This window comes from Acidovorax sp. DW039 (assembly GCF_037101375.1).
In the GTDB taxonomy this organism is placed as follows: Bacteria; Pseudomonadota; Gammaproteobacteria; order Burkholderiales; family Burkholderiaceae_C; genus Acidovorax.
Genome location: NZ_AP029019.1, coordinates 3199955 through 3214767, shown reverse-complemented (window position 1 = coordinate 3214767; position 14813 = coordinate 3199955). Strand labels below are relative to the sequence as shown.

The 14813-nt window shown below is 62.6% G+C and carries 16 protein-coding genes; 6 read left to right on the top strand and 10 right to left on the bottom strand.

Translation table 11 applies throughout. From position 1 onward, the window contains the following. Positions 1-26 precede the first annotated feature (26 nt). On the top strand, positions 27-764 hold the full coding sequence (locus tag AACH87_RS14395) for a response regulator transcription factor (protein ID WP_338795151.1): 738 nt from the start codon (positions 27-29) through the stop codon (positions 762-764). 6 nt (positions 765-770) lie between these two features. Next, on the top strand, positions 771-1952 hold the full coding sequence (locus tag AACH87_RS14390) for an ATP-binding protein (protein ID WP_338795150.1): 1182 nt from the start codon (positions 771-773) through the stop codon (positions 1950-1952). A 52-nt stretch (positions 1953-2004) separates the two neighbouring features. On the opposite strand, the gene putA is transcribed toward AACH87_RS14390, so the two are convergent. Next, positions 2005-5781, bottom strand: coding sequence for a trifunctional transcriptional regulator/proline dehydrogenase/L-glutamate gamma-semialdehyde dehydrogenase (gene putA / locus AACH87_RS14385; RefSeq protein WP_338795149.1), 3777 nt, complete (start codon positions 5779-5781; stop codon positions 2005-2007). A gap of 123 nt (positions 5782-5904) precedes the next feature. On the opposite strand from putA, the gene AACH87_RS14380 reads away from it, so the two are divergent. From AACH87_RS14380 to rlmD, 3 genes are all read left to right on the top strand, one after another. After that, a complete protein-coding gene (locus tag AACH87_RS14380; RefSeq protein WP_338795147.1) occupies positions 5905-6387 on the top strand; it encodes an Lrp/AsnC ligand binding domain-containing protein in 483 nt (160 codons plus the stop codon). A gap of 157 nt (positions 6388-6544) precedes the next feature. Beyond that, a complete protein-coding gene (locus AACH87_RS14375) occupies positions 6545-6862 on the top strand; it encodes a hypothetical protein (RefSeq protein WP_338795146.1) in 318 nt (105 codons plus the stop codon). A gap of 59 nt (positions 6863-6921) precedes the next feature. Then, on the top strand, positions 6922-8385 hold the full coding sequence (gene rlmD, locus AACH87_RS14370) for a 23S rRNA (uracil(1939)-C(5))-methyltransferase RlmD (RefSeq protein ID WP_338795145.1): 1464 nt from the start codon (positions 6922-6924) through the stop codon (positions 8383-8385). A 133-nt stretch (positions 8386-8518) separates the two neighbouring features. Here rlmD and AACH87_RS14365 read toward each other — a convergent pair whose 3' ends face one another. Next, a complete protein-coding gene (locus tag AACH87_RS14365; RefSeq protein WP_338795144.1) occupies positions 8519-8878 on the bottom strand; it encodes a hypothetical protein in 360 nt (119 codons plus the stop codon). A gap of 221 nt (positions 8879-9099) precedes the next feature. On the opposite strand from AACH87_RS14365, the gene AACH87_RS14360 reads away from it, so the two are divergent. Continuing rightward, a complete protein-coding gene (locus AACH87_RS14360) occupies positions 9100-9507 on the top strand; it encodes a heme-binding protein (RefSeq protein WP_338795142.1) in 408 nt (135 codons plus the stop codon). 194 nt (positions 9508-9701) lie between these two features. Here the strand turns inward: AACH87_RS14360 and AACH87_RS14355 are convergent, their stop codons facing one another. The 8 genes from AACH87_RS14355 to AACH87_RS14320 all read right to left on the bottom strand — a co-directional run bounded on the left by AACH87_RS14355 (position 9702) and on the right by AACH87_RS14320 (position 14793). Then, on the bottom strand, positions 9702-9917 hold the full coding sequence (locus AACH87_RS14355; protein WP_338795141.1) for a hemin uptake protein HemP: 216 nt from the start codon (positions 9915-9917) through the stop codon (positions 9702-9704). Between the two features lie 194 nt (positions 9918-10111). Continuing rightward, entirely contained in the window at positions 10112-10282 is a 171-nt protein-coding gene (locus AACH87_RS14350) for a hypothetical protein (protein WP_338795140.1), read from the bottom strand. A 189-nt stretch (positions 10283-10471) separates the two neighbouring features. Continuing rightward, positions 10472-10882 carry a biopolymer transporter ExbD gene (locus AACH87_RS14345; protein WP_338795139.1) on the bottom strand — a complete coding sequence of 137 codons (411 nt, stop codon included), beginning with the start codon at positions 10880-10882 and terminating at the stop codon, positions 10472-10474. Between the two features lie 3 nt (positions 10883-10885). Further along, a complete protein-coding gene (locus tag AACH87_RS14340; RefSeq protein ID WP_338795138.1) occupies positions 10886-11605 on the bottom strand; it encodes a MotA/TolQ/ExbB proton channel family protein in 720 nt (239 codons plus the stop codon). A gap of 15 nt (positions 11606-11620) precedes the next feature. Continuing rightward, entirely contained in the window at positions 11621-12322 is a 702-nt protein-coding gene (locus tag AACH87_RS14335) for an energy transducer TonB (RefSeq protein WP_338795137.1), read from the bottom strand. 98 nt (positions 12323-12420) lie between these two features. Next, positions 12421-12693, bottom strand: coding sequence for a (2Fe-2S)-binding protein (locus tag AACH87_RS14330; RefSeq protein ID WP_338798968.1), 273 nt, complete (start codon positions 12691-12693; stop codon positions 12421-12423). Between the two features lie 173 nt (positions 12694-12866). After that, the gene (locus AACH87_RS14325) at positions 12867-13982 is read right to left on the bottom strand and encodes an alpha-hydroxy acid oxidase (protein WP_338795136.1); all 1116 of its coding nucleotides are present in this window, start codon (positions 13980-13982) and stop codon (positions 12867-12869) included. Positions 13983-14103: 121 nt separating this feature from the next. Then, positions 14104-14793, bottom strand: a complete 690-nt coding sequence (locus AACH87_RS14320) for a Fe2+-dependent dioxygenase (protein ID WP_338795135.1) — start codon at positions 14791-14793, stop codon at positions 14104-14106. Between the last annotated feature and the right edge of the window lie 20 nt (positions 14794-14813).

The window sequence follows — 14813 nt, the reverse complement described above, 5'->3', positions numbered from 1 at the left end:
TCTCTGCTTATCTGTGTACGTGTTTCATGAGCAATTCCACCCCACCGTCCGGTCCTCTGGTTCTTGTTGTTGAGGATGAGCCGGGCATATCCAGTGTCCTTACCGCGTATCTGGAGCACGCTGGATTTCGGGCGCGGCAATGCGCAGATGGTGTAGAGGCCATGCGGCTTTTCCGGCAGCTTCGCCCGGAGATGGTTTTGCTGGACATCCATATTCCAGGAATGGATGGATTGGACGTTTTGCGTGCCATCCGCGAAGACGGGCAGACACCGGTGATCATGGTGACTGCACTGGCAGACGATATTGACAAGCTGCTGGGCTTGCGTCTCGGCGCGGATGACTATGTGGTCAAGCCCTTCAGTCCCCCCGAAGTGGTCGCGCGGGTGCGCGCCGTGCTGCGTCGCTCGCAGCCGCAGCCGGACGCGAAGGCTACCGCGAAGATTCGCGTTGGGCGCATTGAAATTGATCCGCAGGCTCATGTGGCACTGGCCTACATGGAGGATGGGCGTGCTTTGCCGCTGCCACTGACCCTGACGGAGTTCCGCCTTCTGTCCTGCCTTGCCGCGCAGCCACGGCGGTGTTTTTCTCGCAGCTATCTGATCGAAAACTGCCTCCCGGAAAGTGATGCGCTGGACCGCGTGATTGACTCCCACTTGTCCAAGTTGCGCCGCAAGCTTCAGCAGGCGGGGCAGGGTGATCTGATCGAGACCGTACGAGGGGTGGGGTATCGCCTGTGGCCCGGCGAGTACAACGAGGCGAGCTGACCCTTCATGAAGCCTCTCCGTTCATCGTTTCTCGGGCGCATATGGGTTCGCTTTGGACTGCATATAGCAGGAACCTTGCTGGTCACCATGGCCTTGCTGACAGGCAGCGTCATGGTGTTTTCAGAGATTCAGCAGAGAGACTTTCATCGCAGCCTTCCTGCTGAGGTGAGAGCGGAACTGGAAGAGTTGGAGGCCAGGGGCGAGGAAGAAGGGCCCCGGGCCATGGCCATTTACGCCGAGTACTGGAGAGGTGACGTCTGGTTCAGTGAAAAGTGGTCGCTGGCGCTTGGTTTGTTGATCTGCCTGCCGATCGGGCTTGGCGTCGGTTTCTTCGTATCTCGGGTGATTTCCCTGCCCCTGGCATCCATGGCCGAGGCGGCCACCAAGGTGGCTGCCGGAGACTTCACCATGCGGGCACAGCCAATGCACAACAAGGGCGAGATGGCGGAGATGGTTCACCATTTCAACCAGATGATTGATGCGCTGGAGAAAACTGCGCGTGAGCGTAAGGCGACCACCGCTTCCATCTCTCATGAGTTGCGAACTCCTTTGGCAGTACTGCAGGCGCGTCTGCACGCCATTTGCGACGGCGTCATTCAGGTGGATGCGGCAGAGTCTCGGTTGCTTCTGGACCAAGTCGAGCATCTTGGACGGCTGGTTGCAGACCTGCAGACACTGTCCATGGCCGAGGCAGGATATCTGTCCCTGCAGCTGGAACCTCTGGACCTGGTTGAAATGGTGCGCGAGGACATGGCAAGTTACGCCAATCGGCTTGAGCAGCATCACATGGCGCTTGAGCTTGCATTGCCTTCCGCACCTCATTTTGCTGTGATTAAGGCGGATCGTGGTCGCATGCGGCAGATCCTTTTCAATCTGCTGGAGAACGCGCTGCGCCATGCCAAACAGGGCCGCTGGTTGGGGGTGGAGGTCTTGCTCGACACCGCGGTCAACGAGGTGGTGCTAAGTGTGAGTGATGCCGGCCCTGGCATGTCTGCGGCCTTGTTGGCAGAGCCATTTCAGCGTTTCCCGCATGCTCCCGGACATTCAGGGGAAGGCCTCGGGTTGGGCCTTTCCATTGTTCGGGCGTTGACCGAGCGACAGGGTGGATCGGTTCAAGTGCGAAACAGGGAAGAGGGCGGCACCTGTTTCACGCTTCGGTTTCCTGCGGCAGAGATCGTACGCGCCTAGCCACCCTCTTCTCGCACCATCAGAGTTTGCTGCTCGCAAGCTCTTTTGCAGATTACATCAGGGTCATCAGGCTGGCATTTCCGCCCGCAGCCGCCGTGTTGACGCTCAGTGCGCGTTCCATCAACAGCCGCTCCAGCGGGATATCGGTGGAGCCCTTGGGCAGCGTTGTCACCCCCACGATGGGCCCGGGGCGCTGGGCCAGTCCCTTGCACACTGTCTGAAGCGATGCGATGTCGCCCTGGTGCAGCACGGCATCCATAGCCACTGCGGGCGATTCAATGGCTTTGTCATGCAGGGCCACCTGGGCTTGCACTGCAGGTGGTAGCTGGCTGTGCAGATTTGCCTGCCCTGTAGGCCACAGCGCGGTGCCGCCCACGGCCAGCACGGCGGCGGTCTGGGTCAGCAGATCGGCATCGTTGTCTGCCAGGCACAGCACATGGCTGCGTGCGCAAAGGGTGTAGACGTTGCGTTCGCCCGTAGGGCCCGGCAGTGTGCGTGCCGTGCCGCTTTGCGTGGTGCGGGCAAAGTGCTCACAGGCTTGCGACAGGGAGGAACGGCCTTGTTGGGCCGCCCACTGTTGCAAGGCCGCCAAGACTGAAGAAGGGGCCAGCAAACGCTCACGCAGAGAGACATCGGGCGGGGTGGTGCGGTCTGCTTCAGCAAAGGTGCGAGCCAGCGCATCGGCAGGTCGTTGCGACAGCAGGCGCAGCAGATACAGCGGGCCACCCGCCTTGGGGCCCGTGCCCGACAGGCCTTCGCCTCCAAAAGGCTGCACCCCCACCACCGCACCGACCATGTTGCGGTTGACATATACGTTGCCCGCATGGGCGCGGCTCACCACGCGGGCGATGGTTTCGTCGATGCGGGTGTGCAGGCCCTGCGTCAGCCCGTATCCGGTGGCATTGATCTGGTCGAGCAGGCGGTCCAGGTCATTGCGCGCATAGCGCACCAGATGCAGCACCGGGCCGAATACTTCGCGCTGCAGTTCGCCGATGTGCTTGAGTTCGATCAGCGTGGGCGGCACAAAGGTGCCCGAATTGCTGGTGGCTGCGACATGGTTCGGGTGCTGGAACACCCGGTAGCCCCGGGCCTTGAAGCCGTCGATGTGTTTCTGGATGCCTGCCTGGGCCTCCGCATCAATCACCGGGCCCACGTCCACGCGCAGCTCGGCGGGGTTGCCTACGCGCAGTTCGCCCATGGCGCCTTGCAGCATCTCCACCACGCGGTCGGCGGCTTCTTCCTGCACGCACAGCACGCGCAGGGCAGAGCAGCGCTGGCCTGCGCTGTCAAAGGCAGACGACACGGCATCGCCCACCACTTGTTCCACTAGCGCGGATGAGTCCACGATCATCGCGTTCTGCCCACCGGTTTCGGCAATCAGCGGGATGGGGCGGCCTGCGGCATCGAGGCGGCCGGCCACGGTGCGCTGCAGGATGCGGGCGACTTCGGTGGAGCCGGTGAACATCACACCCATCACGCGGGCGTCGCCAATCAGGCGGGCACCGACCGTTTCGCCCTGGCCGGGCAGCAACTGCACGGCGGCGCGAGGTACACCGGCCTGCCACAGCAGGCGCACGGCTTCGGCGGCGATCAGCGGGGTTTGCTCTGCCGGCTTAGCGAGCACGGGGTTGCCTGCGGCCAGTGCGGCAGCAACCTGGCCCATGAAGATGGCGAGCGGGAAGTTCCAGGGGCTGATGCATGCCACCGGGCCCAGCGGGATGTGAGTGGCGTTGTCGAAGGTACTTTGCACTTGCGCGGCGTAGTAGCGTAAGAAGTCCACCGCCTCGCGCACCTCGGCTACGGCGTTGCTGGCGCTCTTGCCAGCTTCGCGCATCAGCAGGCCCAGCAGGGGCTGTATGCGCGCCTCCAGCAGGTCGGAGGTGCGCTGCAGGGCGGCTGCGCGCTCGGCGGGCGGCGTAGCGGCCCAGGGGGCTGCAGCGGCCTGGGCGTGGGCCAAGGCCTGGTCCACGTCGGCGGTAGTGGCTTCTTGCACCTGGCCCACTACATCGCTGTGGTCAGCTGGGTTGCGTACGGGCTGGGTGGGGCCTGCGGCTACTTCAGTGGCCAGCATGGGGGCTGCCTGCCAGGGGTGGTGGGCCGTGGCCTGCAGGGCTGTGGCCAGCTCGGTCAGCGTGTTTTCGTTGGACAGGTCCAGTCCGCGTGAGTTGGCGCGTTGTGCGCCGTACAGCGCCTGGGGCTGGGGGATGCGTGGATGCGGCAGGCCAGCAGAGCCCTCTTGGGTGGCTTGCTGGTCTACCACCTGTACGGGGCTCTTCACCAGTTCATCCAGCGCAATGGTTTCGTCGGCAATGCGGTTGACGAAGGAGGTGTTGGCGCCGTTTTCGAGCAGGCGGCGCACCAGGTAGGCCAGCAGGGTTTCGTGCGTGCCCACGGGGGCGTAGATGCGGCAGGGGCGTCCCAGCTTGCCCGCGGTGATGGCGCCCACCACCTGTTCATACAGCGGCTCGCCCATACCGTGCAGACATTGAAATTCGTACTGCCCCGCGTAGTAGTTGCTGCCCGCCAGTTGGTAGATGGTGGCCAGTGTTTCTGCGTTGTGCGTGGCAAATTGCGGGTACACCGCCTCTGGCGCTGCCAGCAGCTTGCGCGCGCAGGCGATGTACGAAATGTCGGTGTGCACCTTGCGGGTGTAGACAGGGTAATCCTCCAGGCCATCGACCTGGGCGCGCTTGATTTCGCTGTCCCAGTACGCACCCTTCACCAAGCGCACCATCAGGCGGCGGTGGGTGCGGCGGGCCAAGTCCACCACGTAGTCGATGACAAAGGGACAGCGCTTCTGGTAGGCCTGGATCACGAAGCCAATGCCGTTCCAGCCGGCCAGCGTGGGCTCGTGGCACAGGCGCTCCAGCAGGTCCAGCGACAGTTCCAGCCGGTCGGCTTCTTCCGCGTCGATGTTCAGGCCTATGTCGTATTGCCGGGCCAGCTCGGTCAGGCGCAACACCAATGGGTAGAGTTCTTCCATCACCCGGCCAAACTGGGCACGGCTGTAGCGAGGGTGCAGGGCCGAGAGCTTGATGGAGATGCCAGGGCCTTCGTAGATGCCGCGCCCATTGGATGCTTTGCCAATGGCATGAATCGCCTGTTCGTAGGAACCGTAGTAGCGTTCAGCGTCCTCGCTGGTCAGGGCAGCCTCGCCCAGCATGTCGTAGGAATAGCGGAAGCCCTCGGCCTCCATCGTGCGGGCGTTGCGCAGGGCTTCGTCAATCGTCTCGCCCGTCACAAATTGTTCGCCCATCATGCGCATGGCCATGTCCACACCCTTGCGGATCAGGGGCTCGCCGCCCTTGCCGATGAGGCGGCTGAGGGACGCGCCCAGGCTGCCTTCGCTGTGCGTGGCCACGAGCTTGCCTGTCAGCAGCAGGCCCCAGGTTGCGGCGTTGACGAACAGTGACGGGCTCTTGCCCAGGTGAGCCTCCCACTGGCCGTGGCTGATCTTGTCGCGGATCAGCGCGTCGCGCGTGGCCTTGTCGGGAATGCGCAGCAGCGCCTCAGCCAGACACATCAGCGCCACGCCTTCTTGCGAGGACAGCGAGAACTCTTGCAGCAACCCTTGCACCAACCCGGCCCGCCCCGCGCTGGCCTTGCGCTCCCGCAGGGCCTTGGCAATACGCAGTGCCAGTTGCTGCGCTGCCGCTGCCGTTTCCTGCGGTAAACGAGCCTGCTCCAGCAAGGGCGCGAGGGCTTCGGGTTCGGAACGGCGGTAGGCTGCGGTAATGGCAGCCCGCAGCGGCTGGTTCAGCGGAGTGCGCGGCGCAAATTGTGCGAAAGGTGAACCGGGGCCAAGAGAAGGGGTGGCGGTGTAAGTCATGTCCAGATCTTTCTATGTTGTGAGGCAGCCCGGCACCGTGCTGCGTAGTGATGACGGCAATATTCCATGAATCAGGGGTGAATAAATATTCGAAAAATGCGGTATGTTGCGAATAATTCACTAATGAGGGATGAGTTGGAAAACGATCTGGACCGCATTGACCGAAAGATCCTGTCAATCCTGCAGGAGGATGGCCGTATCGCGAACCTCAAGCTGGCAGAAGCCGTGGCGCTGTCGCCCACCGCCGTGCTGGCCCGCGTGCAGCGGCTCACGCGGGAGGGGTACATCCTGGGTTATGAGGCGCGCCTGAACCCCCTGAAGCTGGGGGCGGGCATGCTGGTGTTTGTGGAGGTGCTGCTGGACCGCACCACGCCCAACGTGTTTGACCAGTTCAAAGCCGCCGTGCAAGTGCACCCCGAAATCATGGAATGCCACATGGTGGCGGGCGGGTTTGATTACCTGCTCAAGACGCGCTCAGCCGACATGAATGCCTACCGGGTGTTTGCGGGCAATGTCCTGTGGCAGCTGCCGGGCGTGCGAGAGACGCGGACTTATGCAGTCATGGAAGAGGTCAAGCACACGAGCCACTTGCACTTGAACATTTGATTGCATGCTGAGTCCATCCGGGGTGGAACGATGTTGTATCGGTCTGTTTCGTCCGGGCTCCAGTAGTGTTGAATGCAACGTTTGCGTTTGGGCGTCTGTGGGGGTGCCCCGCATAATGCTTCTCCACCAACACACCGCCGATTACGAGGAGAAGAACATGTCCGCACTGCGTTACACGCCTTTTGCGGCTGCAGCCGCCACGCTGGCCGCAGCCCTGTTCAGCCCGGCAGCCTCTGCTGCCTGTTATTACATCTATGCGGCAGACTCCGAGCTGATCTATCGCTCGTTTGAAATCCCGGTGGACCTTTCCCGCCCTCTGCACCAGACATTGCCCACTGTGGCGCCCGGCGGCAAGATGGTGTTCACCCTGGACACCCAAGGCTGCGAAGTGGTCATCAACAAGCTGCCAACCCGCACACAAGCGGCGTCGGCTGCGGCCCCAACGCCTCGCCCACGTCGCGCAGACCGCGGTTGAGAGGCTGCGGCAGATGCAGTCTCGGGCCGGACCATTGCCGAGCCTGAGACAATCGGGGGATGAGCGAACAGACAGAACCACTCTCCCCACCTGAAATTCCTGACACTTCCGACCAGCCCGTGCTGCCCGAGGGCTGGTTGGCCGTTCAATCCATGGACCTCGACGCGCAAGGCGTCGCCCGCAAGCCGGATGGCAAGGTGGTGTTCATCGATGGCGCTCTGCCGTTTGAATGGGTCAGTGCTAACACCCATCGCAAAAAGAACAACTGGGAGCAGGCCAGCCTCACCGACATACACCGCGAATCGTCGCAACGTGTGCGGCCCGGCTGCCCCCACTTTGGGCTGCATGCAGGCGCTTGCGGGGGCTGCAAGATGCAGCATCTGGATCGCCGGGCCCAGGTGGCCGTCAAACAACGCGCGCTGGAGGACAACCTCTGGCACTTGGGCAAGGTCAAGGCTGAGACCATCCTGCGCCCCATTGAGGGCCCTGCCTGGGGTTACCGGTATCGCGCCCGTTTGTCCGTGCGCCATGTGATCAAAAAGGGTGTGGTGCTGGTGGGCTTTCATGAGCGCAAGAGCCGCTATGTGGCCGACATGGAGGTTTGCCCCGTGCTGCCGCCCCACGTCAGCGCCATGCTCATGCCCTTGCGTGCGCTGATCGCCAGCATGGATGCGCGCGATACCTGTCCGCAAATCGAGCTGGCCTGTGGTGACGAGGTGACGGCCCTGGTGTTGCGCCATCTGGAGCCCTTGTCGGCCGACGATCTGGCCCGGCTGCGTGCGTTCGCAGAGCAGCACCAGGTGCAGTGGTGGCTGCAGCCCAAGGGGCCGGACACGGTGCACCTGCTGGACGCTGGCGGGCCGCAGCTGGCTTATGGGTTGCCTGACTTTGGCATCACCATGCCCTTCAAGCCCACAGACTTCACGCAGGTCAATCCGCACATCAACCGTGTGCTGGTGTCACGTGCCTTGCGGTTGCTGGATGTGCAAAAGCACGAGCGCGTCATCGACTGGTTCTGCGGCCTGGGCAACTTCACCCTGCCGCTGGCCACCCAGGCCCGTGAGGTGCTGGGCATTGAGGGCAGCGAGGCCCTGGTGGCTCGCTCGCGCGAGAATTACAAGCAAAATCAGTCTCAAAGGGCCGGTGGTAAAGCGCTGGCAGCTACTGAATTTGTAGCGCGAAACCTCTTTGAGATGACCCCCGCCATGCTGGTGGCCGATGGGCAGGCCGACAAGTGGCTGGTAGACCCTCCGCGCGAAGGCGCATTTGCATTGGCCAAGGCTCTGGCAGACATTGAACAGGCTCGCCGTGGTGCGGAAGATGCCCCCCCTCTGCCCGAAGGGGCCCACACCTGGCAAGCGCCCAAACGCATCGTGTACGTCAGTTGCAACCCTGCAACCCTGGCGCGGGATGCCGGGCTGCTGGTGCATCTGGCGGGGTACCGCTGCGTGGCGGCAGGCATGGTCAATATGTTTCCGCACACCGCGCATGTGGAAAGCATTGCGGTGTTCGAGCGCGACTGATGCCGGTTTTGGAGCCTGCGGCAACAGCCGGGGCTCTTCAAACGGATGGGGCGAGCGAGCGATTCTTGAAACGTGACCCCAGCGGTACGACGAGCCGTGACGGCATGCCTCCAGGGCTGGCCGCCCAGCTCCCTCAGCCGCCCTGTTTGCTTGAGCCCTTGCCTTCAGCCGAGGCGCTTTTCTTCTCGGGCTTTGCCTCTGCCTTCTCGATCACCGAGGGCGCGCCTTCAATCTTGTTTTCGCGCATGTACGCGTCCATTTCCTTCCAGCCTGCAAACACGGCGGCCTTGGAAGCCTTGGGGTTGAGCGTGTAGCAGTCTTCCAGCCCGCGCAGAGCGTGGCGGCATGCACCGCCGATGGCTTTGGATTCTTCTTCCCGTTGCGCAATGCGAGGGTCGGGCCAGATACCGGGGATCTCGCAGCCAGCCAACAGCATGACCGCCGAGAGGGCAACGGCTTTGAACAGGGCAGGGTGGAGGCGTTGGACTGGCATGTGTTCTGATTATCGGCACCGCAGAGCAGATATTGAGGCTTGGCTGACGCAGCCTGTCAACAAAGCCTGCGCTGCAGTGGGGGTTGGGCTTGTGACTGCAGTGCGTTTTCAGCCCCGTGCGCCGCGCAGTGCCCGCCGTGCCGCTATGCTCAAGGAGTCTGCCCGCTGCGCATTCAGCCAGGCGGGGAACCTCATTTTTTACACACAGAAGGTGCATATCCATGAAGACCAAACACGAGCTGGAATTGGCCGATATCAAGCTGATTGCAGCGGCCGCTGAAGCCGAGGCCCTGAAGAACCAATGGGCCGTGACCATTGCCATCGTTGATGACGGTGGGCATCTGCTGTGGTTGCAGCGCTTGGACGGTGCGGCGGCAGTGTCGTCCCACATCGCGCCCGCCAAGGCCCGCACAGCGGCCCTGGGCCGCCGCGAGAGCAAGGGCTATGAGGATGTGATCAACGGCGGCCGCACCTCGTTCCTGAGCGCTCCAACGCTGGAAGGCATGCTGGAAGGTGGCGTGCCGATCATGAAGGACGGCCAGTGCCTGGGCGCCGTCGGCGTCAGCGGCGTGAAGTCTACGGAAGACGCCCAGATCGCCCGTGCAGGCATTGCTGCCATCGGGCTGTGATGAGGGCCTCCGGTGCCAGAAAGTGCGCCGGTTAAACGAAAAAAACCGGCCTGGAGCCGGTTTTTTTATGCAGGTGAGAAGGAAGGGGTATCGCAGGGGAAAAAAGAGGCCTGGCTACGCGGGATAAACCGTTGGCTGGCAAAAACGACCCTTGCGGACTGCTTAGGAGTCCGGGAGTCGCCCCACGATGAAACTCATTTGGTCAGAATCAATTTGCCCAGCTTGGTGGCCTGCAGGCGGTACAGCGAGCCGTTATGGCTGATGGCCACGGCTTTTTGACCTTGCAGCAGGGTGCTGCTGTCCACGGCATGCACGGTGCCTTCTGCCGTGGAAGGCTGCAGCGCAGCAGCATTGCCTGCGGGGGCCATGGAAGAACGCAAGAACGAGGCGGAGGTCAAGGTGGCTTGCATGTCTGTGTTCCTGAAGCTGTGTGATGCTGATCGATGTGCTAATGATAACGATTCGCAATTACTTGACAAGCGGTTTCTGCAAAATATTTTGAAGATTTGTGTGCCCAGGTGTGACAGCAGGTTTTGATGGGGTGTGACTCAACGGGCGTGGAGCGTGTCACTCCAGTGGGACATGCGTCGCAAGCCTGCCCCAGTCACCGTTCTGTGTCGTTACCGTGCTTGCCTCGGACGGCGGAGACAAAAATCTCGACCGCAATCCACATCAGGTAGAGAACGCCTGCCAGCCTGCCTTGTCCGGCGAACAGCAGGCCGATGAAGATGAGAGCGCAGACGCAGTGAATGGCGGGGTGAAATGTCGGCTTCATCAGCATCTCCTGAATGTGAACGTGAGCGCTCGGCTGGCCCACTGTAGCAAGCCGATGATGTGGATGGCCCCGCTGTGCATCTGAGTCTTTGGGGCTTCAATGCAAAAAGCCCCGTGCGCCAGGCCCGGGGCTTTGAAGGGGCACCGCGTGGTGCCAGGGTGGTGGAGGGTGATCCACAGCATTAGCCAGTTACTGCTGGGGGTCCGTCACAAATCCGATCTTGCGCACGCCTGCGCGCTGTGCTGCAGCCATGGCGGTGGCTACCTTCTCATAGCGCACCGCCTTGTCGCCGCGGATGTGCAGGTCGGGCTGAGGCTCTTTCGCGGCTTCTGCCTGAAGGCGCGGGAAGAGTTCTTCCTCCGTCACTTCCGACTCGTTCCAGTAATACTTGCCTTCAGCCGACACGCTCAGGCGCACGGTCTCGGGCTTGACGTCCTCGGGCTGGTTTGTGGCTCTGGGCAGGTCCACATTGACCGAGTGCTTCATCACCGGCACGGTGATGATGAAGATGATGAGCAGCACCAACATCACGTCCACCAGGGGCGTCATGTTGATTTCGTTCATCACCTCATCGGAGCTGTCCTGGGTTCCAAAAGCCATGGCTTAGCCGCCTTTCTTCATGGGCAGCACTTTGCCTTGTTCGCCTGTGGTGTGCACCCGTGCGCCAGTCACAAAGTAGGCATGCAGGTCATGGGCAAAGCTGTTGAGGCTGTTGAGGATGGACTTGTTGCCGCGCACCAGTGCGTTGTAGCCCAGCACGGCAGGGATCGCCACGGCCAGACCCAGAGCGGTCATGATCAGCGCCTCACCGATAGGGCCTGCCACCTTGTCGATGGTGGACTGGCCTGAAGTGCCAATCGCCACCAGCGCATGGTAGATGCCCCACACGGTGCCGAACAGGCCAATGAATGGAGCTGTAGAGCCCACAGAAGCCAGGATGGCCAGGCCCGATTGCAGGCGGGCGGTGAATTCGTCAATGCAGTTGCGCAGGCAGCGTGTCACCCAATCGCTCACGTCCAGTGCATCGTGCAGGTGGGCCTTGGTGTTGCGGTGGTGGGCGGTGGCTTCGCGGCCTTCCAGTGCCAGGTGGCGGAAGGGGTTGGAGGGGTCAGTGCCCAGCTTGCTCATGCCTGCAGCAAAGTCCTCGCTGTGCCAGAAGTCCTGGGCGGAGCGGGCGTGCTTTTTGAACTTGATGATGTCCAGCGCCTTGATCAGGATGACGATCCAGGAGGCGAGGGACATACCCAGCAGCAACACAGCCACTGCGCGGGTAACAAAGTCGCCCTGGATCCAGACGTTGGCGATACCGAATTGCGATTCCATGAAAACTCCTGATGATTATTCGAGAACAAAATTGATGGGGACCAGGTTCCACATGGTTTCGGGAACACCGTTGCGCTTGCCGGGCACGAAGCGCCAGCGCATCACAGCCTCCTGGGCTTGGCGGTCCAAGCGCTCATAGCCGCTGGACTTGTTGATTTCCACCTTCTGCGGCAAGCCATCGGTGCCGATGAGGACGCGCAGCACCACCTTGCCTTGCTCGCCCATGCGCTTGCTGATGGCGGGGTAGCCGGGCTTGGGGTTGTTGAGGTAAGCCGCGTCGCTGGACGGCAGCTCGATCTTGGGCGGCGCGGGTGGGGCCGGGGGCGCTGCAGGCGCAGGGGCTGCCGCCACGGGCTCGGTGATGGGAGGCGCGGGCGGCTGCGGTGTCGTCACGCCGGTGGGTGCGTTGGGCGCGGGCGTGGGGTCGTTGATGGCCAAGGGCATGGGAGCCGGGGCAGGCTTGGGAGCCTGCGTCTTGGGCGTGGGTTTGGGTGGGGTTGGCGCTGGAGGCTTGGGAGGCGGCGGCGCAACCTTGGGCGCGGGCGGCGCAATGAATTCGCTGAGAAGCTCTGCCGGCACGATCACCTCGGCGGCCTTGCGCACCAGACCCGACTGCAGTGCCCAGATGGCGGCAATGTGGAAAAGCACGACGCTGCCGACGATGACAGTATTGCGGCTCACACCCCCGGAAGGGGCAAAACGATCTGGCTGCGACATAAAAATGATAGCTGCCAGCGCTTGTGTAGCAAGCGCTGGAGGCCAATTAGACCCTTGTTATTTGCGAAAGATCCACCAGGCGGAACCCGCCACCAGGATCAGGCTGCCTGCGAGTGTAGAGAGGAGGTCCATGCCTTGCTTTCCGTGATGGAGCTGGCAAGCTGGATCGTCTGCGGCACAGCGGCATTGTGCACCGCAGCAATCGGATGGGTGCTGCTGCATTGCGCCACGACATCGCGGGCGCAGCTTTCGCAGCGGCCGCACTGGGTGGCGACGCCCAGTTCGAACTGGATTTCGTCAAAGCTCAGACCCGCCCGGGCGTGGCGGGCAATCTCTCGGTCCGAAACTCGGCGGCATACGCAGACGATCATGGCGGCAAGCACATTGGCTGGCTGTTGTGGATGATCGCATTATAAATACGAATCTCTCGCATTTGCAATGCATCCCCTTGCGTTGTAGGGGTTGACAGTGCTGCGCGGGCTTGCAGGTTGAGGATGGCAGGGTGACTTTGATGGGCACCGGCACCGTGCTCAACGCGTTGGGATCAATCTGGCTGCAGTACCTGTGGGGCCTCTTCCAGAGTCTTGCAGCCCGTCAGTGCCATGGCTACCTCCAGCTCGTCGCGCAGCAGGCGCAATACATGGGCGACTCCGGCTGCCCCAGCATTGGCAAGGCCGTAGACCGCAGGGCGGCCCACCAGCACGGCGCTGGCGCCCAGCGCCATGGCCTTTAGCACGTCAGTGCCCCGGCGGATGCCTCCGTCTACCAGCACAGGTACGGCACCTGCTGCCGCTTGAATCACCTTGGGCAAAGCCACTGCGGTCGCTGGAGCCGTATCCAGCGTGCGCCCGCCGTGGTTGGAGACAATCAGCCCGTCGGCTCCGCAGGCGACGGCCTGCGTGGCATCGGCCGGGTGCAGCACCCCTTTGAGAAGCACAGGGAGGCGGGTGATGGACTTGAGCCAGGCAATGTCATCCCAGGTGGGGGCCTGGTGCAGCAGGCCGTCAAACAGGGCACTTTGCCCAGGCTGCAGCGGCGTGGCGGGGGCGGGTGCCAACCCGGCCAGGTTGACGGGACCCATGCCTGGGGGCAGGCGAAAGTGGGCACGGCGCTCGCGGTCGCGGATGCCGCTGGTGGGGGCGTCCACGGTCAGCACCAGCGCCTCGAAACCTGCGGCCTCTGCGCGCTGCACCAGCGCCTGGGTAAAGCCCCGGTCATGCTGCAGATAGAGCTGGAACCACAGGGGGCCGCGCCCTGCATCGCTGAGCACTGCCTGCGCGATGTGCTCCATGGGCATGCTGGCCTGCGTGCTGAGTACCAGTCCCGCGCCCAGGGCGGCCGCAGCGTAGGCAGTGGCCAGCTCCCCGTCCTTGTGGGCCATGCGCTGAAATGCGACAGGTGCCAGCAGGATCGGGTGCGCCAGTGTCCGGCCCAGCAGGCTGACCCGCGTGTGCCCGCCTGCCAGCGGGCGCAGCACCCTGGGCCACAGGGTCAGTGCATCCCACGCGCTGCGGTTGGCCTGCAATGTGATCTCATCCGCCGCGCCACCGCTGAAGTAGGCCCAGGCGTTGTCATCCAGATGCTGTCGGGCGTATTGCTCGTGGTCTGTCAGGCTGACTACTTCAGCGGGCAACTTTTGCAATGTGGGGGTTGAGTTCATATGCAATAAAAAAGCACCTGGCGCTTATCGAACAAGCGCAAGGTGCTATCAAAAAAGGAGTGATGAGCCAGACCCACGCACAGACCGATGTTGCCATGGCCTCGGTACGGGCTCCTCTGCCCTACACGTCGGCCCACATGCGCAGCAGGTTGTGGTACGTGCCCGAGAGGGCAATCACGGCCGGGTCAGTCTCTCCGGCGCTCTGGCGCAGCTTGAGCAATGCCATGTCCATGTCGAACAGCAACTGGCGCTGCTCCAGGCTCCGCACCATGCTTTCCACCCAGAAAAAGCTGCAGATGCGATGTCCGCGGGTGACGGGTGACACCTGGTGCACCGTGCTGCTGGGGTACAGAATCAAATCCCCTGCGGGCAGCTTGATGCGTTTTTCGCCCAGGGCTTGGGCAATCACCAGTTCGCCGCCGTCGTATTCCTCAGGAGGCGTCAGGAACAAGGTGCACGAAAGATCGCTGCGCACCCAGCAACCGTCTGCCTTGGAATGCATGACGGCGCTGTCCACATGGTTGCCGTAGTAGTTGGCATCGTCACCGTAGTTGTTGAACAGCGGGTTGAAGATGCGCCTTGGCAGTGCCGCAGAAAAGAAGAGGGCGCTGCGGTGCACCGCTGCTTTGACCTTGGCCTGCAGCTGTGCGGACAGTTCGCTGCTTTGGGACAGCTGCAGGTTGTTTTTCTGATGCAGGGCCTGGCCACCCGCACTGCGTGCTCCGTCTACCCAGGGTGCGTCTGCCCCCAGTGATTGCCTGAAGAATGCAAGTTCTTCCGGGGTCAGAACGTTCTGGATGTGCAGGAACATGGTGTGCAAGTGGCTGGGCA

Coding starts and splice junctions, on each gene's coding strand:
- AACH87_RS14395 (WP_338795151.1), top strand. CDS start 27: ATGAGCAATTCCACCCCACCGTCCGGTCCTCTGGTTCTTGTTGTTGAG.
- AACH87_RS14390 (WP_338795150.1), top strand. CDS start 771: ATGAAGCCTCTCCGTTCATCGTTTCTCGGGCGCATATGGGTTCGCTTT.
- putA (WP_338795149.1), bottom strand. CDS start 5,781: ATGACTTACACCGCCACCCCTTCTCTTGGCCCCGGTTCACCTTTCGCA.
- AACH87_RS14380 (WP_338795147.1), top strand. CDS start 5,905: ATGAGGGATGAGTTGGAAAACGATCTGGACCGCATTGACCGAAAGATC.
- AACH87_RS14375 (WP_338795146.1), top strand. CDS start 6,545: ATGTCCGCACTGCGTTACACGCCTTTTGCGGCTGCAGCCGCCACGCTG.
- rlmD (WP_338795145.1), top strand. CDS start 6,922: ATGAGCGAACAGACAGAACCACTCTCCCCACCTGAAATTCCTGACACT.
- AACH87_RS14365 (WP_338795144.1), bottom strand. CDS start 8,878: ATGCCAGTCCAACGCCTCCACCCTGCCCTGTTCAAAGCCGTTGCCCTC.
- AACH87_RS14360 (WP_338795142.1), top strand. CDS start 9,100: ATGAAGACCAAACACGAGCTGGAATTGGCCGATATCAAGCTGATTGCA.
- AACH87_RS14355 (WP_338795141.1), bottom strand. CDS start 9,917: ATGCAAGCCACCTTGACCTCCGCCTCGTTCTTGCGTTCTTCCATGGCC.
- AACH87_RS14350 (WP_338795140.1), bottom strand. CDS start 10,282: ATGAAGCCGACATTTCACCCCGCCATTCACTGCGTCTGCGCTCTCATC.
- AACH87_RS14345 (WP_338795139.1), bottom strand. CDS start 10,882: ATGGCTTTTGGAACCCAGGACAGCTCCGATGAGGTGATGAACGAAATC.
- AACH87_RS14340 (WP_338795138.1), bottom strand. CDS start 11,605: ATGGAATCGCAATTCGGTATCGCCAACGTCTGGATCCAGGGCGACTTT.
- AACH87_RS14335 (WP_338795137.1), bottom strand. CDS start 12,322: ATGTCGCAGCCAGATCGTTTTGCCCCTTCCGGGGGTGTGAGCCGCAAT.
- AACH87_RS14330 (WP_338798968.1), bottom strand. CDS start 12,693: ATGATCGTCTGCGTATGCCGCCGAGTTTCGGACCGAGAGATTGCCCGC.
- AACH87_RS14325 (WP_338795136.1), bottom strand. CDS start 13,982: ATGAACTCAACCCCCACATTGCAAAAGTTGCCCGCTGAAGTAGTCAGC.
- AACH87_RS14320 (WP_338795135.1), bottom strand. CDS start 14,793: ATGTTCCTGCACATCCAGAACGTTCTGACCCCGGAAGAACTTGCATTC.